At 46.3% G+C, this 19,592-nt stretch carries 20 protein-coding genes; 9 read left to right on the forward strand and 11 right to left on the reverse strand.

Features of this window, described 5'->3' with window-relative positions; translation table 11 throughout:
* Nucleotides 1-108: 108 nt before the first annotated feature.
* From gap to KD145_RS16380, 3 genes are all read left to right on the forward strand, one after another.
* Nucleotides 109-1,125: a type I glyceraldehyde-3-phosphate dehydrogenase gene (gene gap, locus KD145_RS16370; protein WP_211999935.1), complete on the forward strand. Its 1,017-nt coding sequence runs from the start codon at nucleotides 109-111 to the stop codon at nucleotides 1,123-1,125.
* A 164-nt stretch (nucleotides 1,126-1,289) separates the two neighbouring features.
* A complete protein-coding gene (gene pgk / locus KD145_RS16375; RefSeq protein ID WP_211999937.1) occupies nucleotides 1,290-2,480 on the forward strand; it encodes a phosphoglycerate kinase in 1,191 nt (396 codons plus the stop codon).
* An 84-nt stretch (nucleotides 2,481-2,564) separates the two neighbouring features.
* Nucleotides 2,565-3,983 (forward strand): cation:proton antiporter, encoded by a 1,419-nt coding sequence (locus tag KD145_RS16380; protein ID WP_211999938.1) that lies wholly within the window; start codon nucleotides 2,565-2,567, stop codon nucleotides 3,981-3,983.
* A gap of 94 nt (nucleotides 3,984-4,077) precedes the next feature.
* On the opposite strand, the gene KD145_RS16385 is transcribed toward KD145_RS16380, so the two are convergent.
* From KD145_RS16385 to KD145_RS16425, 9 genes are all read right to left on the reverse strand, one after another.
* On the reverse strand, nucleotides 4,078-5,334 hold the full coding sequence (locus tag KD145_RS16385; RefSeq protein WP_211999939.1) for a lytic transglycosylase domain-containing protein: 1,257 nt from the start codon (nucleotides 5,332-5,334) through the stop codon (nucleotides 4,078-4,080).
* A 10-nt stretch (nucleotides 5,335-5,344) separates the two neighbouring features.
* Nucleotides 5,345-6,790 (reverse strand): Asp-tRNA(Asn)/Glu-tRNA(Gln) amidotransferase subunit GatA, encoded by a 1,446-nt coding sequence (gene gatA / locus KD145_RS16390; RefSeq protein ID WP_211999941.1) that lies wholly within the window; start codon nucleotides 6,788-6,790, stop codon nucleotides 5,345-5,347.
* Between the two features lie 58 nt (nucleotides 6,791-6,848).
* The gene (locus KD145_RS16395) at nucleotides 6,849-7,085 is read right to left on the reverse strand and encodes a twin-arginine translocase TatA/TatE family subunit (RefSeq protein ID WP_249219389.1); all 237 of its coding nucleotides are present in this window, start codon (nucleotides 7,083-7,085) and stop codon (nucleotides 6,849-6,851) included.
* Nucleotides 7,086-7,308: 223 nt separating this feature from the next.
* Nucleotides 7,309-7,656: a 50S ribosomal protein L19 gene (rplS, locus tag KD145_RS16400; protein ID WP_113616690.1), complete on the reverse strand. Its 348-nt coding sequence runs from the start codon at nucleotides 7,654-7,656 to the stop codon at nucleotides 7,309-7,311.
* Between the two features lie 151 nt (nucleotides 7,657-7,807).
* Complete coding sequence (gene trmD / locus KD145_RS16405) at nucleotides 7,808-8,479, reverse strand: tRNA (guanosine(37)-N1)-methyltransferase TrmD (protein WP_211999944.1); 672 nt, start codon at nucleotides 8,477-8,479, stop codon at nucleotides 7,808-7,810.
* 10 nt (nucleotides 8,480-8,489) lie between these two features.
* Complete coding sequence (rimM, locus tag KD145_RS16410; protein WP_211999945.1) at nucleotides 8,490-9,014, reverse strand: ribosome maturation factor RimM; 525 nt, start codon at nucleotides 9,012-9,014, stop codon at nucleotides 8,490-8,492.
* A 92-nt stretch (nucleotides 9,015-9,106) separates the two neighbouring features.
* Complete coding sequence (gene rpsP / locus KD145_RS32535; protein WP_113616687.1) at nucleotides 9,107-9,559, reverse strand: 30S ribosomal protein S16; 453 nt, start codon at nucleotides 9,557-9,559, stop codon at nucleotides 9,107-9,109.
* 104 nt (nucleotides 9,560-9,663) lie between these two features.
* Nucleotides 9,664-10,989 carry a signal recognition particle protein gene (gene ffh, locus KD145_RS16420; protein WP_211999949.1) on the reverse strand — a complete coding sequence of 442 codons (1,326 nt, stop codon included), beginning with the start codon at nucleotides 10,987-10,989 and terminating at the stop codon, nucleotides 9,664-9,666.
* A 188-nt stretch (nucleotides 10,990-11,177) separates the two neighbouring features.
* Nucleotides 11,178-12,044 carry an RNA polymerase sigma factor RpoD/SigA gene (locus KD145_RS16425; protein WP_078670220.1) on the reverse strand — a complete coding sequence of 289 codons (867 nt, stop codon included), beginning with the start codon at nucleotides 12,042-12,044 and terminating at the stop codon, nucleotides 11,178-11,180.
* 364 nt (nucleotides 12,045-12,408) lie between these two features.
* Between KD145_RS16425 and KD145_RS16430 the strand changes: the two genes are divergently transcribed.
* Nucleotides 12,409-12,789, forward strand: a complete 381-nt coding sequence (locus tag KD145_RS16430; RefSeq protein ID WP_211999950.1) for an START-like domain-containing protein — start codon at nucleotides 12,409-12,411, stop codon at nucleotides 12,787-12,789.
* On the opposite strand, the gene KD145_RS16435 is transcribed toward KD145_RS16430, so the two are convergent.
* Complete coding sequence (locus KD145_RS16435; RefSeq protein WP_211999952.1) at nucleotides 12,786-13,406, reverse strand: hypothetical protein; 621 nt, start codon at nucleotides 13,404-13,406, stop codon at nucleotides 12,786-12,788. The two genes, KD145_RS16430 and KD145_RS16435, sit on opposite strands and share 4 nt — an antisense overlap.
* Before the next feature lie 215 nt (nucleotides 13,407-13,621).
* Between KD145_RS16435 and KD145_RS16440 the strand changes: the two genes are divergently transcribed.
* The 3 genes from KD145_RS16440 (at nucleotide 13,622) to KD145_RS16450 (ending at nucleotide 17,483) form a co-directional block, all read left to right on the forward strand.
* Nucleotides 13,622-15,064, forward strand: coding sequence for an LptF/LptG family permease (locus KD145_RS16440; RefSeq protein ID WP_211999959.1), 1,443 nt, complete (start codon nucleotides 13,622-13,624; stop codon nucleotides 15,062-15,064).
* A gap of 11 nt (nucleotides 15,065-15,075) precedes the next feature.
* Nucleotides 15,076-15,747, forward strand: coding sequence for a phosphatase PAP2 family protein (locus KD145_RS16445; RefSeq protein WP_211999960.1), 672 nt, complete (start codon nucleotides 15,076-15,078; stop codon nucleotides 15,745-15,747).
* 110 nt (nucleotides 15,748-15,857) lie between these two features.
* Nucleotides 15,858-17,483: a glycosyltransferase family 39 protein gene (locus KD145_RS16450; protein ID WP_211999961.1), complete on the forward strand. Its 1,626-nt coding sequence runs from the start codon at nucleotides 15,858-15,860 to the stop codon at nucleotides 17,481-17,483.
* A gap of 160 nt (nucleotides 17,484-17,643) precedes the next feature.
* On the opposite strand, the gene KD145_RS16455 is transcribed toward KD145_RS16450, so the two are convergent.
* The gene (locus tag KD145_RS16455) at nucleotides 17,644-18,360 is read right to left on the reverse strand and encodes a superoxide dismutase (RefSeq protein WP_211999963.1); all 717 of its coding nucleotides are present in this window, start codon (nucleotides 18,358-18,360) and stop codon (nucleotides 17,644-17,646) included.
* Nucleotides 18,361-18,443: 83 nt separating this feature from the next.
* Between KD145_RS16455 and KD145_RS16460 the strand changes: the two genes are divergently transcribed.
* The gene (locus tag KD145_RS16460) at nucleotides 18,444-18,713 is read left to right on the forward strand and encodes a hypothetical protein (RefSeq protein WP_211999964.1); all 270 of its coding nucleotides are present in this window, start codon (nucleotides 18,444-18,446) and stop codon (nucleotides 18,711-18,713) included.
* A gap of 141 nt (nucleotides 18,714-18,854) precedes the next feature.
* Complete coding sequence (locus tag KD145_RS16465) at nucleotides 18,855-19,577, forward strand: hypothetical protein (protein ID WP_113616672.1); 723 nt, start codon at nucleotides 18,855-18,857, stop codon at nucleotides 19,575-19,577.
* Nucleotides 19,578-19,592: the final 15 nt, after the last annotated feature.

A 19,592-nucleotide genomic window follows, 5' to 3' on the forward strand; every position in this document is an offset into this window, starting at 1 on the left:
GTTTGATATTTCCAAAAAATATTTTCATAACCTAAAAATATATTGAATAATAGGGGTATAGATTGTAAATTCGCTCTCGATTTTTTCATACTCAAATCATGACGAAAAATGGGAACTACTCTCAAAATTGGTATTAATGGTTTCGGCCGCATTGGTCGTTTGGTGTACCGCCAGATTTACAAAATGCCCGGCATTGATGTGGTTGCTATCAATGATCTCACCAGCCCTACTGTGCTGGCGCATTTGCTGAAATATGATTCAGCACAGGGTAGGTTTGATGCAGAAGTTAAACATTCTGAGAACGCAATTAATGTGAACGGTGAAGATGTGAAGATATATGCACAGAAAGATCCGTCCCAGATTCCCTGGAAAGACCATGGTATTGATGTTGTGATCGAGTGTACCGGATTCTTTACTGATAAAGACAAAGCTTCCGCCCACATCACTGCTGGCGCCAAGAGAGTTGTAATTTCCGCTCCGGCTACCGGTGATCTGAAAACGATCGTTTTCAATGTAAACCACCATCTCCTGGATGGCAGCGAGACTGTTATCTCCTGCGCTTCCTGCACCACCAACTGCCTGGCTCCTATGGCTAAAGTACTGCAGGACAACTACGGTATCACTACCGGCTTAATGACTACTATTCACGCCTACACCAACGACCAGAACACCCTCGATGCTCCGCATCCTAAAGGTGACCTGCGCCGTGCCCGTGCTGCTGCTGCCAACATCGTACCTAACAGTACCGGTGCTGCAAAAGCAATCGGCCTGGTATTGCCTGAACTGAAAGGTAAACTGGATGGTAACGCTCAACGTGTACCAACCATCACTGGTTCCCTCACCGAACTGACTACTATACTGAACAAAAAAGTAACTGCAGAAGAAATCAATGCAGCTATGAAAGCAGCTTCCAACGAATCTTTCGGTTATACTGAAGATGAAATTGTAAGCTCTGATGTCATCGGTATCCACTACGGTTCCCTGTTCGATGCTACACAGACAAAAGTAATGACTGTTGGCGATCATCAAATGGTTAAAACCGTTTCCTGGTACGATAACGAAATGAGTTATGTTTCTCAGCTGGTACGTACTGTAAGGTACTTCGCCGGTCTGATCAGCAAATAATCAGACAGTATTCCCGGCATACCCTGTCGGGATACTTTTTTACATTCCGCGGAACAACTACACCATAGCAGCAGATATGCCAAGTCACTTTTGGTTGAAACTTGCTTTGTGCTGTTGGTCCGCGGTTTTTTTATGGCATAAACCCTTTCTTTAAATCGCTATTTATGAGCAAATTCTCCGACTATAACTTCAATGGCCGCAAAGCCCTGGTCCGTGTGGATTTCAACGTTCCCCTGAACGACAAGTTCGAAATTACTGACGACACCCGTATGAGGGCTGCCGTTCCCACCATCAAAAAAATCCTGAAAGACGGTGGTGCCGTAATACTTATGTCCCACCTCGGCCGTCCGAAAGATGGTCCCAGCGATAAATATTCTTTAAGACATCTTGTATATCACCTCATCTCCCTGCTGGGTGGCACCACTGTTAAGTTTGCAACCGACTGCGTAGGCCCTGTAGCCAAGAAAGCCGCTGCAGACCTGCAAATGGGTGAAGTGCTGCTGCTCGAAAACCTGCGCTTCCACAAAGCGGAAGAGAAAGGTGATCCTTCCTTCGCTGAAGAACTCTCCAAACTGGGCAATGTATACGTAAACGATGCCTTTGGCACCGCTCACCGTGCACACGCCTCCACAGCCATCATCGCACAGTACTTCTCCAGACCTGACCGCATGTTCGGGCTCCTCATGGAAGCAGAAGTAACCAACGCTGAAAAAGTACTCAACAACGCTGAAGCGCCTTTCACCGCTATCCTCGGTGGCGCTAAAGTGAGCGATAAAATTCTCATCATCGAAACACTGATGGAGCGCGCCAACAACATCATCATTGGTGGTGGTATGGCTTACACTTTCCTCAAAGCCCAGGGCAAGGAAATCGGTAACTCCCTCTGTGAAAATGATAAACTGGACCTGGCCAACGAACTGCTCGATAAAGCCAAAACCAAAAATGTAAAACTCATCCTGCCTGTTGACTCCGTCGCTGCCGACAAATTTGCTCCCGATGCCGCAACACAAGTAGTTTCCAACGATAACATCCCTGCCGGATGGATGGGCCTCGACGTAGGTCCTGAAAGCGTTGAACTGTTTGGCAAAACAATCCAGCAATCCAAAACCATTCTGTGGAACGGACCAATGGGCGTTTTTGAAATGGAAGCCTTTCAGAAAGGTACCAAAGGAGTGGCTGATGCTATCGTAGCTGCCACTGCCCAGGGCTCCTTCTCTCTTGTTGGTGGCGGTGACTCCGTTGCAGCTGTCAACCAGTTCGGACTGGCAGAAAAAGTAAGCTACGTATCCACTGGTGGTGGCGCCATGCTGGAGTTTTTCGAAGGAAAAACACTGCCAGGCATCGCAGCTATCTGATTACAGTCATCTAAACGATAATTACGGATTTGTGAGGATCAATGCTCCCTTGCAAATCCGTATTTTACTTTCTATAAATCACTTATGAAAAAGCGCCTTCTCCTCTACCCCGTCATCATAGGCCTGTTTGGGATATTGATTTGGGTAATCCTGCAACAAGGACAGCTGTTGCCTGTGAAACAGACAGAAGCCCCTGTGGCAACTGTCACCCATGCTTCACAAGCCACACCGGACAACTCCTGGTGGCAATATCTCGATAACTTCAAGCACCCGCTAAGCCTTTTGTTGCTGCAGATTATCCTGATCATGGTGGTGGCACGCGCATTTGGTATACTGGCCAACAAGGTAAAACAACCGTCAGTAGTAGGTGAAATCATCGCCGGGGTATTGCTGGGTCCTTCTCTGCTGGGCTGGACCATGCCATCATTTTCCGCTTTCCTCTTCCCCGCTGACTCCATGAAGAATTTACAGTTCCTCAGTCAGATAGGTCTGGCCTTTTTCATGTTTATCGTGGGAATGGAGCTGGATATCAGCAAAATCAGGAACAAAGCACACGATGCGGTAATGATCAGTCATGCCAGTATTATAGTGCCCTTTTTTCTGGGCGTATCGCTGGCCTATTATCTCTTTACCAGCTTTGCGCCTGCAGGGGTTAGCTTTCTGGCCTTTGCACTGTTTATGGGCATCGCCATGAGTATTACCGCCTTCCCGGTACTGGCCCGTATCGTACAGGAAAGAAAACTGACCGGGACACCGCTGGGCACGCTGGCCATTACCTGTGCAGCAGCCGATGATGTTACTGCCTGGTGTATCCTGGCAATAGTGGTGGCCATTGTAAAAGCAGGCGGTTTTGTTAGTGCACTCGTCACCATTGTGCTGGCCATTCTCTTTGTAGGAGCCATGCTGTGGCTGGTACGTCCCTGGCTAAACCGTACCATCAGCAGACATATAGCCGGAAATCGCCAGAAAGCGGCCGTTTCCGTGGTTTTCTTCACCTTACTGCTGTCGGCCCTGACAACCGAAGTAATAGGCATCCATGCCTTGTTTGGTGCTTTCCTTGCGGGAGTGATCATGCCACAGCAGACCGATATTAAACAACTGCTCACAGATAAACTGGAAGATGTCAGCGTATTATTGCTGCTACCGATATTTTTTGTGTACACTGGCCTTAGAACACAGATAGGCTTGCTGAATGAAAGTCATTTGTGGACCGTATGTGGCTTGATCATGCTGGTAGCCGTAGCCGGTAAGTTCGGCGGCAGCACTTTTACTGCCCGGCTCATGGGCCAGTCCTGGCGGCAATCCGTGGCAATTGGCGCGCTGATGAACACCCGCGGCCTGATGGAACTGGTGGTGCTCAATATCGGCTACGATCTGGGTATCCTCTCTCCAAGCATCTTTGCGATGATGGTACTGATGGCACTGGCCACCACCTTCATGACCGGGCCCCTGCTCGATCTGGTGGCGCTTAGTGAAAAGAAGAAGGGAATGCTGGCCGTATAACATACAGCTTTACTGCCCGAAATAAACGGGCCATAAAAAGAAAAAACCCGTGCCGGCAAAGCTGACACGGGTTTTTCTTTTTTATGAAGAGGAACTACTTTTTATGAGCAGTTTTCTTTTTGGAATGTTTTTTAGCAGCTGTATGTTTTTTGCTGCTGGATTTTTTAGCACTGGTGCCGGCTTTTTTAGCAGGTGCTACTCCCTCAGCCGCTATTTTAGCAGGTGCCGGGAATTTGGATTTGTCTACACCTGTTGCTTTATCATCCAGTGTCAGCTGTACAGACTCCTTCAGGATTTCGCCTTTCTCAGCCATGAACTGCTTCATCTTATCTTTCGGGATGCGCAGGTCGTAGTTGTTTTCAGCGCTGGACATTGCTTTGGCAAAACCAGGATTAAATCTTTCCAGTTCGCCCAGGGGCATATCCAGTTTTTTGGCGATAGCCTCCAGTCTGTATTTACCGGTAACGTTGATTTCCACACTGGAGAAGATTTCATCTTCTGTCAGAGGACCTCTGGCAGTAGGAGCAGCCGCTGCTGTGCTGGTGTTTTCAGCTACAGGAGCCATGTCATCGCTCACACCGAAGAAGTTGTTGAATCTGTCGAGGATGTAACCGGTAGCAATAAATTTATACACGTGGTTACGGGATTCTGCGGGCAGGAAATACTGCATACCCCAGAAATCTTCGCGGCCGCTGGCTTTCATAGCACGTTGTACTCCACCTGGGCCACAGTTGTAGGCAGCCACTACCAGGAGCCAGTCACCAAACTGGTTATATAGCTGGTTGAGGTACTGAGCGGCAGCCAGGGTAGACTTGTAGAAATCTTTTCTTTCGTCTACTCTTTTTCCAACGTTCAGACCAAGGATACGGGCGGTACCGGCCATAAACTGCCATGCACCTACAGCCCCTACTCTGGAACGAGCGTTGGTATTAAAGCTGGATTCAATTACGGCGAGATATTTCATTTCTTCCGGAATACCGTGCTCACGGAAGATTTTTTCTACCATGGAGAAATAAGGCTGACCTCTTTCGATCATGGTCTGCAGATGCTGGCTATACCGGGTAGCATAGTTGTTTACATAACCGGCAACCAGGTTGTTATTGATCTGCTCATATACTTTAGCACTGCGAATATTATTAGGCAGGCTCTGGGCGGCTTTTTTCACCGCCATGGTGGTTGGAGAAGGCACTAAACTATCCTTCGGCAAGTGCACCTTGCGAAATTTCGATACTGTAGTGTCACGCGAGACCAATGGAGACGCAGTCTCTTTAGGTACGCTGTTGCTACCCATAACATCCACACTTCCTAAACTCAATGCTGGCAACAGCAATAGTAAAAAGATTTTTCTCATACAATTTATTTTAAACAATCGAAGCCCTTTCCGTTGCCATCACTTGATGGGCAATTTGCAACAGGGCTGCTTCGTCAAACTTCTTTGTGATGATCTGTACACCGTATGGCATTCCGTTTGAATGCCGGCCCAACGGCACTGAAATGGCCGGGACCCCTGCAAGATTGGCCAGTACCGTATAAATATCTGCCAGGTACATAGCAATCGGGTCTTTTGTTTTTTCCCCTAATTTAAAGGCTGTCGACGGTACAGTTGGCATTAAAATAGCGTCGAATTCTTCCAGAATCTCATTCAGTTTTTCGGTAACTAATCTCCTGACTTGTTGTGCCTTCGTATAATATGCGTCGTAATAACCTGCACTCAGCACAAAAGTCCCCAGTAATATACGACGTTTTACTTCTTTACCAAACCCTTCCGATCTGTTTTTTTTGTAAAAATCGGTCAGGTCTAGATTCTTTTCGTTGGTTCTATGCCCAAATCTGACACCATCATAGCGGGACAAATTAGAGGATGCCTCCGCTGTTGTCAGCACATAATAGGCGGGAACCACATAGTCAAGATAATCAAAGCCTTTACCAGTTACGGTGTGTCCGGCAGTTACGAGGCTTTCAAAAAGATCGATATAACCACCTCTCATTTCAACATCCAATCCTTCATGGTACTGGGCATCTCTTAAATACGCCAACCTGTAACTTTTATTGTGTGACAGATTTTGCAGGTAGTCGGGAACTTCTTGTTGAGCCGCTGTACTATCGAACTCATCAGGTCCTGCCATCACTTGCAGAACACTGGCCACATCGTCAATTTCCTTGCCAAAAATGCCTATCTGATCAAAAGAAGAGGCATAGGCGATGAGCCCGTGACGTGAAATACGGCCATAGGTGGGTTTAAGCCCGATTATGCCGCAAAAATCAGCTGGTTGGCGGACAGAACCGCCGGTGTCGCTACCCAGGCTAACCTGACAAAGGTCTGCCTGTACAGCTACTGCTGAGCCTCCTGAAGAACCACCCGGAACCCGGGTATTGTCCAGCGCGTTCAGCGTGGGACCATAAGCGGAGTTCTCATTGGTAGATCCCATTGCAAACTCGTCGCAGTTAAGATTACCAATAATAATCGCATCCGCTGCCAGCAGTCTTTCCACAGCTGTGGCGGAAAAAAGTGATGTAAACCCTTCCAGTATCCTGGAAGCGGCACTCACATTATGGCCTTTATAACAGATTACATCTTTAATACCTATCACTACTCCGGCTAAAACGCCAACCGGCTGACCGTTTTTAAGGCGTTCATCCAGTTTCTGCGCTTTTACCAGCGCCTCCTCCTCATATACTTCCAGGAAGGCATTCAGGTGTTTTAACTGTGCTATACGGTCGAGGTAAAAACGTACTCTCTCCGTACAGCTTGTACTGCCGGCGTATAATGCTCTATGAAATGAAGCTATACTGCTGTATTCAGTCAAAGCTAAACCAGTTAAAATATTAATTCAGGATAATTCCCTCTACAGGGATACCGCCAGGTTAGGCGTTGTGCTGCGCATCAGTTGGCTTAGTTGTATCAGTAGTGGATGGTTGCACAGGTTTTTCTCTCATACCTTCCTCTATTTCCTGGCGCACATTGTTTTTGGCGTCATTGAACTCACGGATGCCTTTACCCAGTCCCCGCATTAATTCGGGTATTTTTTTACCACCAAACAGCAGTAAAACCACGATGGCTATCAGCAGCAGTTCAGACATCCCAATATCCTGGAGAATCAAAAATGATGATTTTACAAAAACAGCAGTCATCTTCTCAAAAGTTGTTTGTTTAAGTTTTCTACGATGCTAACAAAGGTAACTCATAAAATCCGCTTTTTCACCCGTCGGGTTTGTTAAAGGCGGAGATTTTAATTCCATTTTAAGACCGGTTGAAGACTGGTAGGAACGAAAAAAGGCGGAACCATCACGGTCCCGCCTGTAACTAATTTCCCTGTATTTTATACTAAACCCTTTTTTCTTTGATACGGGCTTTCTTACCAGCGCGCTCACGCAGGTAGAAAAGTTTCGCTCTTCTTACTTTACCCACTTTGTTCAGCACGATGCCGTCGATATGAGGAGAGTAAAGCGGGAACAGCCTTTCCACACCAATGCCGTCAGAAATTTTTCTAACAGTGAAAGACGCAGTAAACCCTGTACCCTGGATTTTCACTACATCACCTTTAAAGGACTGAATCCTTTCTTTATTACCTTCCACGATTTTATAATTGACAGTGACGTTGTCGCCTGCTTTAAACTTAGGGTACTGTTTTTTAGCTGTCAGTTGTTCGTGAACAAACGAAATTGCGTTCATCTTTCAAATATTTATGGGAGTGCAAAAGTAAAACAAGAAATGGCATTTACCAAATTAAGTCTGGAAAATATCAAGAAAATATCGGGCATTTTTCAAGATACCTATGTGGATAACCTGGTATAACCATTAATTACATTTCTAAACTATTAAATTACAACAAGTCCGGACGGCGTGTCTGGGTTCTTTCTACCGATTGCTGATGCCGCCATTCTTCAATTTTTTTATGATCACCGCTCAATAAAATGTCCGGCACCTTCCATCCCCGGAAATCTACGGGCCTGGTATATACCGGAGGCGCCAGCAGGTTGTCCTGGAAGGAATCGGTCAGCGCACTGGTCTCATCGTTGAGTACACCTGGCAACAGCCTTCCGATAGCATCTACCAGCACTGCTGCTCCCAGCTCACCACCGGAAAGCACATAATCACCAATAGAAATCTCTTTGGTAATGAAGTGATCCCGGATACGCTGGTCTATCCCTTTGTAGTGGCCGCACAGCATCAGCAGGTTACCCTTCATCGATAATTTGTTGGCCATCTGCTGGTTCAGCGTTTCTCCATCAGGAGTCAGGTAAATGATCTCGTCGTACTGTACTTTGGCCTGTAGAGACTCGATGGCATTCACAATCGGTTCCAGCATCATCACCATGCCGGCGCCGCCGCCAAACTGGTAATCATCTACCTGGTTGTGCTTCAGGTTGGAATAGGCCCGCAGGGGATGTACATGTACTTCCAGCAGTCCTTTTGCCTGTGCCCGCTTCATAATGGAATGGGAAAGCGGACTCTCCAGCAGCTCAGGCAATACTGTGATGATATCTATTCGCATAAATTTCTTGCTACATGTTTGTGTATAATTCAACGAGCCCTTCCGGGAGGTCCAGGTGTACCACCTGGTTTTTCCGGTCCACTTTCACGAGTGACTGCTCATTGACGGGCAGCAACGCCTCTTTACCCTGGATATGCACCTTTACGAGCACCTGCATAGGCATTTCAATGACTTCTTCCACTGTACCGAGCGTGCCGTGCTGCGCGTCTTCAACCGTGAAGCCAAGTAACGCCAGCGGGGCAGAAGAAGCTGTTTGCGCCTTAAAATCCTCTTCCTGGAGGTATACCTGGCCGGGCATCAGTTTCTGAGCCGCTTCCTTGGTATCTATGCCTTCCAGGCGGATATACACATGTTCTCCGTCTTTAACAGTCACCTGCTGCAGGAAATACGGGATAAAGCTGTTTTTCCGTTCTTCGAGGAAGATGGCGGTCACCCCTTTCAGGGAAGATCTTTTACCCAGGCTGTGCCTCAGGAGCAACTCTCCCTGCAGTCCGTGCGTTGACACCAGTTTTCCTATACTGAAATAATTATTCATCTTAATGAGAGGGCCCTGTCATGAAATTAAAAAAGGAAATATTTGCGGTTGCAAATATTTCCTTTTTCAGGTATTGTTAAAACGTTGCCGTTTTATGCTTCGTTACCTTCTCCTTCTGCGGATGGAGCAGCAGGGGTATCTTCTACCTTTCTAACGATCGGAGCAGCAATTCTTGCTTTTCTGTGACCGTCACGGCGGGCAGATACTTTCTGTTCGTGCTCAGCTTGCCATTGTGCAAACTTCTGGTAAGCAGTAGGCTCGTCGAACAGGTTCAGCGTAACACCTCTTAACAGGTGTTTCAAATACAATACACCTTTGAAAGAGAGGATTCTTCTTACAGTGTCGGTAGGTTGTGCACCTTTCTGCAACCAACGCAATGCTTTTTCAGTATCGATGTTGATGGAAGCAGGTACAGTCAAAGGATTGTAAGTACCGATTTTCTGAATGAATTTACCATCTCTGGGAGCGCGTGCGTCGGCTACTACGATAAAATAGAAAGGCCTTTTCTTCGCGCCATGTCTCTGCAGTCTGATTTTTACTGGCATAAATAAGTCGAGTTATTTTTTGCGAGTTAGGAAATATTGTTTATTTAGGGATGCAAATGTAACCTCTTAATTGAAATTTCCAAAAAAAATTTCCGGGGGGCCTGTTAACGCACCATTCCTTTCAGGCCACGACCGCCAGCACCAAACTTATTCATCATTTTCATCATCTGACGCATCTGGTCAAACTGTTTCATGAACTGGTTTACGTCCTGGATATTTTTTCCGGCACCTTTGGCGATGCGTTTGCGGCGGCTACCATCGATGAGGTCAGGATTACCGCGCTCATCCGGTGTCATGGAGTTGATCATGGCTTCGATGCCTTTAAAGGCGTCGTCGCTGATGTCAATGTCCTTGATGGCTTTGCCTACGCCGGGGATCATGCCCATCAGATCTTTCAGGTTACCCATTTTTTTGATCTGCTGCAGCTGTTCGCGGAAGTCATCAAAATCGAACTGGTTCTGACGGATCTTCTTTTCGAGCTTTTTGGCCTGTTCCTCATCGAACTGTGCCTGTGCACGTTCTACCAGGGTAGTGATATCACCCATGCCGAGGATACGCTGAGCCATACGTTCGGGGTAGAACACGTCGAGGGTATCCATTTTTTCACCCATGCTCACAAACTTGATCGGTTTGGTCACGGTGTAACGGATGGTCAGGGCCGCACCACCGCGGGTATCACCGTCCAGTTTGGTGAGTACCACACCGGTGAAGTCCAGGCGGTCGTTAAACGCTTTGGCGGTATTCACCGCGTCCTGGCCGGTCATAGAGTCTACTACGAACAGTATTTCCTGTGGCTTAACGGCATTTTTCACGTTGGCCACTTCGGTCATCATCACCTCATCAACGGCCAGACGGCCGGCGGTATCGATGATGATGATGTTATTGCCATTGGCTTTGGCGTGTTTGACCGCGTTTTCGGCGATCTGCACGGCGTTTTTATTCTCTGGCTCATTATACACCTCCACGCCTATCTGTTCGCCCAGCACTTTCAGCTGATCGATCGCAGCAGGACGATAGATATCGGCTGCTACCAGCAAAGGTTTTTTACCTTTTTTGGTTTTGAGGAAGTTGGCCAGTTTACCGGAGAAGGTGGTTTTACCGGAACCTTGCAAACCAGCGATGAGTATAATGGAAGGGTTTGTTTTGATATCAATTTCTGCCTCAGTGCCACCCATCAGCTCGGCCAGTTCGTCTTTCACGATCTTTACCATGAGCTGTCCGGGAGAGATGGCGGTCAGTACCTTCTCACCGAGGGCTTTGTCTTTTACTTTATCAGTAAATTCCTTGGCTATTTTATAGTTCACGTCCGCATCCACCAGTGCACGGCGGATTTCCTTAACGGTGGAGGCAATATTGATCTCACTGATACGTCCTTCCCCTTTAAGCTGCTTAAACGCGGAATCTAATCTCTCTGATAATGATTCAAACATTGTTGATATTTTAAACGGACTGCAAAAGTATTGTTTTTGCGTGATAAATGCTAAGATAGTTATTCCGGCGCTGATAGCCTGTTACCCAGATAAACCGGTCAGGCAAAAAAAAGCGGAGACAGGGAGCGTTGCTGCTCCTGTCTCCGCCAAAGCGTTTATATCCAACAAAACCTAATTCGTAATAATACTTATCCCAGGTAGTTCCGGAGCAGTTTGCTTCTGGAAGTGGTCCTGAGTTTGGTGATAGCTTTATCCTTGATCTGGCGTACCCTTTCGCGGGTGAGGCCAAATTTTTCGCCGATGTCTTCGAGTGACATAGGGTGTTCTACGGCGATGCCGAAGTACAGCATGATCACATCTTTCTGACGGTCGGTGAGGGTGGACAGGGAGCGTTCAATTTCACGGCGAAGTGAATCGTGGTGATCCAGTTCTTCATCGGCGCTGACAGCATTCGGATTTTCGAGCACGTCCAGCAGGGAGTTGTCTTCTCCGTCGATGAAAGGAGCGTCCATAGACACGTGACGGGCGGCCACACCGAGGGTAGCTTCTACTTCGTCGGTGTTGATTTCGAGAATGGTAGCCAGTTCATCAGGAGAAGGCTCTCTTTCAAATTCCTGTTCCAGCTGGGAATAGGCCTTGCTGATCTTATTGCTGAGCCCTACTTTGTTGAGCGGCAGGCGTACGATCCTGGACTGTTCTGCCAGTGCCTGGAGGATGGATTGACGGATCCACCAAACGGCGTAGGAAATGAATTTAAAACCGCGTGTTTCATCAAAACGTTGGGCAGCTTTAATTAACCCGAGGTTACCCTCGTTGATCAGGTCGCTGAGAGACAGACCCTGGTTCTGATACTGTTTGGCAACGGATACCACAAAGCGGAGGTTAGCCTTTGTCAGCTTTTCCAACGCTCTCTGATCGCCTTGCTTGATACGGATAGCGAGATTTACCTCTTCTTCCGGCGTAATTAAATCCACTTTCCCAATCTCCTGCAGGTACTTCTCCAGGGACTGAGACTCCCTGTTGGTAATGGACTTAGTGATTTTAAGTTGGCGCATTGACATAGAGTCGGAACAGTTACAGGTTAAGAAAAAGTTAAGATTTGATGAATGCCTGACAAAAATAACTTTTTTTAGATGCCGACCAAAAAAAATCTGTCGTTTTTAAATCATTTCCAAATAAAATCGATTGATCTTTAAGAGCTTAATATTTTTTCATGAAACCCGCTGCCCATACGGCAAAACGCAGTTATTTCCCATATATGCATTTTTTACATTATTAATAGTTTTAATATTTATGAAAACGTTAAAGTGACCATATAATCTTCAGATTAATTAAAAAAAAACAGTAAATTATTTTGACAGAATAAAATATTTTCTATAATTGCAACTAGATGATATTGATTTACTAATTATTTGAGAGATGTCTAAGAAAGTGCTTTATGAGTTGGAATTCCCGGTTAGGTGCTCCCCTGGTATCCTTTACGAATTCCTGTCAACCCCTGCAGGCTTGCAGGAATGGTTTGCAGACAAGGTAGATTACAGGGACAATGTGTTTTCCTTTTCCTGGAATGGCAGTTCTGAAGAAGCAGAAATACTGGAACAGGAAGAAGATGAATTTATCAGGTTTCACTGGCTCCATGCTCCGAAAGAAGAGTTTTTTGAATTCCGGATACAGATTTCAGAAGTGACCAATATGACCATTTTGGTTGTAAAAGACTTCGCCGATAAAAGAGAAATCAAAGACCAGAGTCAGCTTTGGGAATCTCAGGTGAAAGATCTGTTCCATCGCATCGGAAACTAACTTCCTTCTTTAACGTTCAGAACATTAAGCAGGGTGGCGTAAGCTTCCACTATGTCCGTGATAACTTCTCCCCAACGCTCCAGTCCAAACGGTTTTGCCAGTTTAATAAAACTTTGCCGGCTGACCAGCCTTTTCCAGTCTTCAAAACACATATCGCCTATGGCTTGGTAATGTCCGTCTTCAAAATCATGTTCCCAGGGATCATCTTCCGGCAGGTATACGCTAAACCCGGCAGCAGCCAGTTGTGTATATGCCTCCGCCAGTGATCCTTCGAACCTCTTTTTGACCGTACCCGCCAGGTGCAGGGTACAGGTGAAATAATGCCCCCACCAGAACATGCTCCGGAAGGCAAAGACATCCGTTTTGCTGAAATACCGCGGATAATCCAGCATCACCCAGGGCAGCGACTTATACTGCTCCCCCTTCGAAATTTTAGGCCCCTGCTGCAGCCAGGCTGCCTCAAAAGGAAAATCAGCCTCCGCATCCCAGGCCGCCAGTGCCAGTTGTAACCGGCCCATCAATAACATCACCTTCTCTATCGCCTTGTTTTTCAATTCTATCACTCTCGGCGAAAAAACAATCTCCGCCTCTTCTGCTGTCAAATAAAAATTTTCCATATAATTTAACGGTATTTTCAGGTATGCTTTAACACTCCTTTGTGAAATCATACTAACTTTACCTTCGCAAAAAAGCAAGGTGAGCAAAGAAATAAAGTGCTCCGGCACAGGAGCAAAGTAAGCAAAGAAGCGGAAAGATTATCTTTGCCCCTGCTCCATCTGCTCCTTTGCGGGAACTTGATGAGAGGCAATCAAAATAAAATCAGGCATTATCAGTGAAGAAACTCGATAAATTAATTATTAAAACATTCCTGGGGCCCTTTGTGGCGACCTTCTTTGTGACGCTTTTTGTACTGGTAATGCAGTTCCTCTGGAAATATGTAGACGACCTGGTAGGAAAAGGACTGGACACGGTGGTGATCATTCAGCTCATCGCCTATACCAGCGCCACGCTCGTGACCCTGGCCCTCCCGTTGGCCGTGTTGCTCTCTTCCATCATGACTTTCGGTAACCTCGGAGAAAGTTTTGAGCTGGTAGCCCTCAAATCGTCCGGCATATCCCTGCTCCGCTTTATCCGGCCACTGATGGTGGTGTGTAGCTTCATCGGCTTTCTGGCATTCCTGTTTGCCAACTATGTGATCCCGGTTGCCAACCTGCAGGCCAAATCCCTCTTGTACGATATCACCAACTCCAAGCCAGCCTTCAATATCAAGGCCGGCGTTTTCTACCGCGATATTCCCGGCTATACCATCAAGGTGGCCCAGAAAGATAAAGACAACCAGACCATTCACCAGGTGATGATCTTCGACAACCAGTCTGGTGGCGGAGATAAGGTTATCCTCGCTGAAAAGGGACAAATGGTACTCACAGCCAACAAACGTTTCCTGTATTTTATCCTGGAAAACGGCTGGCGTTATGAAGAGAGAGGCAACCGCGGTTACACTGTTCCCGGCGATATGATCCGCCTGGGCTTCAAAAAATACAGTAAAGCCTTTGACCTGAGCTCTTTTGCCTTCAACCGTCTCAACATGGATCTGTTTGCCTCCAACCAGCAGATGCTCAACATCAAACAGCTGGATGTGGCTATCGATTCACTGGAAAAAGCTCAAACTATCTTCGGCAAAACCGTTAACGCCTATGTGACGGTACGTTTCCCTTTCTTCCGCTGGAAAGACAGCGCCTGGGCAGCCACTGCCCCTCCGCTGAAAGTAAAGGACTTTGAAAACATCATTCCTGAAAAAAACCGCCGTGCCGTACTGGAGAGGGCTGAGCAAAGTGTCCGGGAAACTTTGGGGTCATTGGATGCCCCTACCAAAGAATATTCTGAGAAACACAGCGTTATATTAATGCATAAAGTGGAATGGCAGCGTAAGTTCACGCTCGCGGCAGCCTGTGTGGTGATGTTCCTCATTGGAGCACCGTTGGGTTCCATTATCCGTAAGGGTGGGCTGGGAACACCACTGGTATTTGCCGTGATCTTTTTTGTGATCTTTAATATCTTTTTTATGATCGGGGAAAAGATGGCCCGCAGCGGTGTGATGTTCACGTGGTCGGGTATGTGGCTCTCGAATATTGTGCTGTTGCCAATTGCCGGCTTTTTAATTTATAAAGCCATGAATGATTCCAACTTATTCAATAAAGAATTTTATTTTCGCATATACCAGAAGGTAAAAAAGTTCTTGCAAAAATTTAAGTCTAAAAAGCAACCTACAATTTAAAACCTACAGAATTGAAAACGCTGTATACACTGTTCAGAAAGAATGCATATTTCTTTCTGCCCTTCCTACTGTGGATCATAGTGGGAGGAGTAATGCTGGCAACCTACAGTCAACGTGAGTTATTTCTTGGTATCAACGGAGAACACTCAGCGTTTGGTGATGTTGTTGTTACCGGGATCACTTATCTCGGTGATGGAATAATGTTCGGTTTAATCCTGTTGCTGATGCTGATCATGCAGAAGTTCAGGGTATTTTTTATCGGACTGGGAGTATTCCTTTTGGCGGCTGCAGTAGTGCAGGTAGCCAAACATTATTTTAATGCACCTAGGCCTATCAGCTATTTTGGAGAGGAAGCCGCCACGCTGGTACACACCGTTAAATGGGTGACTGTACACAGCAGCTGCAGCTTTCCTTCCGGACACTCTGCTGTAGCCTTTGCCATGTTTAGTTTTCTCTCAGTATTCCTGCGCAATAAAAAGCTGGGCTTACTGTTTATTGTACTGGCACTGACGGCTGCATATTCCCGCATCTACCTGGCACAACATTTCTTTGCAGATGTTTACGTAGGTAGTATTGTGGGTACCCTGAGCACCATTATTGTATTTGGTTTCTTCAGGTTCCGTGATTCCGCCACTTCTCCGGAAGTTTGTGCAGAAGCGATGGTCAACGCCAACGCCGCGTAAATCCCGCAAAGTTTTTCAAAGGAGCAAAGTTCGCAAAGATCAGCACCTTTGCGGACTTTGCTCTTTTTTTTTGCTACCGAACCAATGCTTACTTTATATAAACTGTTATAATGAAATACCTGTTGATTGCCCTTGTGGCGGGCCTGCTATTCATACCTTTTCTGGGCGCTGTTCACCTTTTTGACTGGGATGAGATAAACTTTGCCGAAGCAGCCCGGGAGATGATTGTCAGCCATAACTACAGTCAGGTACAAATTGATTTCCGGCCATTCTGGGAGAAACCACCACTGTTTATATGGATGCAGACCGGTAGTATGTTACTCTTTGGGGTTAACGATTTTGCTGCCCGTTTGCCGAATGCCATCATTGGCATTGCCACACTGGTCAGCTTATTTGCCATCGGCAAAAAACTGGTAGACGAAAAAATGGGTATGTGGTGGGCACTGGTGTATGCCGGCTCCTGGCTTCCTCATTTCTATTTCAAATCGGGTATTATCGACCCCACTTTCAACTTCTTCATTTTCCTCGCGATCTATTTCGCCTATCGTATCGCCCATAGCGCTAAGTCATACCGAATGGCCATACTCAGTGGTTTTTTCCTGGGACTGGCCGTACTCACCAAAGGTCCGGTAGCCATACTGGTATCTATGCTGACCCTGCTGGTATATTTCCTTTGGAATAAGTTCAGGATCGGTATCAAACTGGCGCATCTCGGACTGATCGCTCTGTTTGCTTCCATCACCACACTGCTGTGGTTTGGTTATGAAATACTGGCCCATGGCTGGTGGTTTGTCAACGAGTTTGTGGCTTACCAGATCCGCCTGCTCACCACTGAAGATGCGGGTCATGGCGGCCCTTTCCTCTATCACTGGATTGTGTTGATCATTGGCTGTTTCCCTGCCAGTATCTTCCTCTTTACCTATATCCGTGATAGGAAAAAATCGATTTATAACCAACCTGCCGCTACCGAACAAAAAGACTTTAAGGTGTGGATGTGGGTACTTTTCTGGGTAGTGCTGATCCTGTTTTCCATCGTAAAAACCAAGATTGTCCACTATTCTTCCCTTTGTTATTTTCCATTGTCTTTCCTGGCGGCCAACCAGGTGTACAAACTGGCGGAAGGCAGGGTACGGATGCGTGGCTGGAATATTGCCCTGCTGCTGTTTATCGGTATTGTGCTGGGCATTGCTATTGCACTGCTGCCGCTGGTAGGTGTATATAAAGACATGCTCATCCCCTACATCGGCGATAAGTTTGCGGTGGCTAACCTGCAGGCACAGGTGTCCTGGTCCGCGGCTGAAGCCAGCTACGGTCTTGCCTATGTGCTGCTGGTGATCATCAGCGCCATCCTGCTGATCAAACGAAAAATCAGCAAAGGCCTCATATGTCTTTTTGTGAGTACCATTCTGGTGATACAGGTTACAGTCGTACATTTTGTACCTAAAATAGAACGTTACTCACAGGGCGCTGCCATAGATTTCTTTATCTCCATGCAAGGCAAAGATGTGTACGTAAAAGCATTGGGATATCACAGTTATGCCCAGCATTATTACACCCGGGAACAACCCCATGCCAATAAAAACTATTATAATACCGACTGGTTACTCAATGGACAGATAGACAAGCCTGCGTATTTCATCTGCCGTATCACAGATAGTGAGGAGTACATACATCACCCCAATCTCGAAGTGATCGGGGAAAAGAACGGGTTTGTGTTTATGAAACGAAAATCTTAACGATGATGTATTTTGATAAATACTGATGCTCCTGATGGAGTGAAGATTACATTATTTTAACTTTAATAAAAGCGAAGAAGCCATTGATCAGTATCAATGGCTTCTTCGCTTTTATTTTCGCTCCATCAGGAGCATCAGTATTTATCAAAACTCATCACAGTTATAGTTTTTTATTCACTTCATCCCAGTTTACCACGTTCCAGAACGCGTTGATATAATCAGGGCGTCTGTTCTGGTATTTAAGGTAGTAGGCATGTTCCCAGACATCGAGTGCGAGGATGGGCGTACCTTTTTCCTTAACAATATTGTGCATGAGTGGGTTATCCTGGTTGGGGGTGTTGATGATGGAGAGTTTTTTGTCCGGGCTAACGATGAGCCATGCCCATCCGGAGCCGAATTGGGTTTTGGCGGCGTCGTTGAATTTTTCCTGGAATTTTTCCCAGGAGCCGAAGTTGCTGTTGATGGCAGCTTTCAGTTTATCGGAGGGAGTAGTTTTTTTAGGTGACAGTAATGTCCAGAACAGGGAGTGGTTGTAGTGACCACCACCATTGTTGCGGATTGCTTTGTCTTTGTCTGTTACCTTATGGAGAATTTCTTCCAGGGTAAGGGAAGCGAAGGGTGTTCCATTCACCGCATCATTCAGATTTTTAACGTAGGCGCCATGATGTTTGTCATGGTGCAGTTCCATAGTCATTTTGTCGATGTATGGTTCCAGAGCATCGTAAGCGTAAGTCAGCGGAGGCACAACGAAGGGTGCCTTAGGGTCGTTGAGGCTGGTTTTCGCGGTAGTAACGGGAACGGCCAGACTACTGAGGGGGCCGCTGAGGGCAGCTACACCAGCAAGACTGGTCAGCTTTATGAATTCTCTTTTGTTCATATGGCAAGAATTGAAGTTTGTTTATATAAGGATGAGTACAAATCTACTTTTTAAGGGAATAACCAGCAGCAAAATTTACACCAATGCAATGGCAGGAAATAATACACCCACAATTTGCAGATATCTATGCCATTGAGTACCAGGATAACATCTGCTGCCAAGTTGACATTTATTCAAAAAACGGGACATTCTTTATGGGAAATTCTGGAAATAATACTATTTTACCATTACCTTCATGTGAAGAAGTAGAGCTTTTTAATCTTTTTCAAAAAATGGAACTATTTATCCCTGGCGATGCTAACTGCGGAGAGAGATGCAATCCCCTGTCATATTGGCCAACAATATTATGCTGATTTTACCGGAATCGAAATAGCATTGTTTATGGATAAAGCGGTAGCCTTTTTGCTGACAGTGCTTATATAAAACCATTTTATTGGAAGGGCCATCTGACCCAGCTACCTTTTAACGAACTAAATTTTAAAGCATTCCCGTACATGCTTAAGGTAAGAGTATTCAAGGCAATAGAATATCCGGAAGAATGTTTGCAATATATTGCAGGGCATCGTAAAGTGCTGGAAGCTTACGGTGTAACCAAAGTTACGTCTGCAAATGTTGACTGGATGTATGAGCCTTATACTTATATCATTACCGTGAGTAATGATGATTATACCAAGATGTATGGTGGTTGCCGGATACAACTGGCCGGGGGGAGTGTTCCCCTGCCAATAGAATCTGCGATCAACAATATGGACCCCCGGATTTATGGTATTGTGAAGGACCTGGCCGCAGCCGGGGGTACGGGTGAATTTTGTGGCTTATGGAATTCGCGGGAAGTTGCTGGCTGGGGAATTGGCAGCATTGTGCTTTTCAGGGTCGTCAACGCCGTATTGGATCAATTGCCTGTTACCACGTTCCTGGGCTTCTGTGCACAAACCACTTTCAGGAACAGTATCCGGACCGGGTACCAGATTATGACCAATATCGGCAACCAGGGCACTTTTTATTATCCCAAGGAAGACCTGATTGCTACAGCCCTGATACTCAATGATCCGTTGGAACTGAAGAGCGCACATCCTGAGGATAAGGAAAGAATGATGAGTTTACGCAACAATCCGGTGCAAACGATTGTAGAAAAAGGCCCCAAGGGTGAAATGCAGGTCGACTACGACCTGCGGATCATGTCGGCAGCCATGAGTGACCTGCCGTTATTCAGGTAGCCATAAACAATATTA

It is taken from the genome of Chitinophaga sp. HK235, assembly GCF_018255755.1.
GTDB lineage: Bacteria > Bacteroidota > Bacteroidia > Chitinophagales > Chitinophagaceae > Chitinophaga.

Coding starts and splice junctions, on each gene's coding strand:
- gap (WP_211999935.1), top strand. CDS start 109: ATGGGAACTACTCTCAAAATTGGTATTAATGGTTTCGGCCGCATTGGT.
- pgk (WP_211999937.1), top strand. CDS start 1,290: ATGAGCAAATTCTCCGACTATAACTTCAATGGCCGCAAAGCCCTGGTC.
- KD145_RS16380 (WP_211999938.1), top strand. CDS start 2,565: ATGAAAAAGCGCCTTCTCCTCTACCCCGTCATCATAGGCCTGTTTGGG.
- KD145_RS16385 (WP_211999939.1), bottom strand. CDS start 5,334: ATGAGAAAAATCTTTTTACTATTGCTGTTGCCAGCATTGAGTTTAGGA.
- rplS (WP_113616690.1), bottom strand. CDS start 7,656: ATGAACGCAATTTCGTTTGTTCACGAACAACTGACAGCTAAAAAACAG.
- trmD (WP_211999944.1), bottom strand. CDS start 8,479: ATGCGAATAGATATCATCACAGTATTGCCTGAGCTGCTGGAGAGTCCG.
- rimM (WP_211999945.1), bottom strand. CDS start 9,014: ATGAATAATTATTTCAGTATAGGAAAACTGGTGTCAACGCACGGACTG.
- rpsP (WP_113616687.1), bottom strand. CDS start 9,559: ATGCCAGTAAAAATCAGACTGCAGAGACATGGCGCGAAGAAAAGGCCT.
- ffh (WP_211999949.1), bottom strand. CDS start 10,989: ATGTTTGAATCATTATCAGAGAGATTAGATTCCGCGTTTAAGCAGCTT.
- KD145_RS16425 (WP_078670220.1), bottom strand. CDS start 12,044: ATGCGCCAACTTAAAATCACTAAGTCCATTACCAACAGGGAGTCTCAG.
- KD145_RS16430 (WP_211999950.1), top strand. CDS start 12,409: ATGTCTAAGAAAGTGCTTTATGAGTTGGAATTCCCGGTTAGGTGCTCC.
- KD145_RS16435 (WP_211999952.1), bottom strand. CDS start 13,406: ATGGAAAATTTTTATTTGACAGCAGAAGAGGCGGAGATTGTTTTTTCG.
- KD145_RS16450 (WP_211999961.1), top strand. CDS start 15,858: ATGAAATACCTGTTGATTGCCCTTGTGGCGGGCCTGCTATTCATACCT.
- KD145_RS16455 (WP_211999963.1), bottom strand. CDS start 18,360: ATGAACAAAAGAGAATTCATAAAGCTGACCAGTCTTGCTGGTGTAGCT.
- KD145_RS16460 (WP_211999964.1), top strand. CDS start 18,444: ATGCAATGGCAGGAAATAATACACCCACAATTTGCAGATATCTATGCC.
- KD145_RS16465 (WP_113616672.1), top strand. CDS start 18,855: ATGCTTAAGGTAAGAGTATTCAAGGCAATAGAATATCCGGAAGAATGT.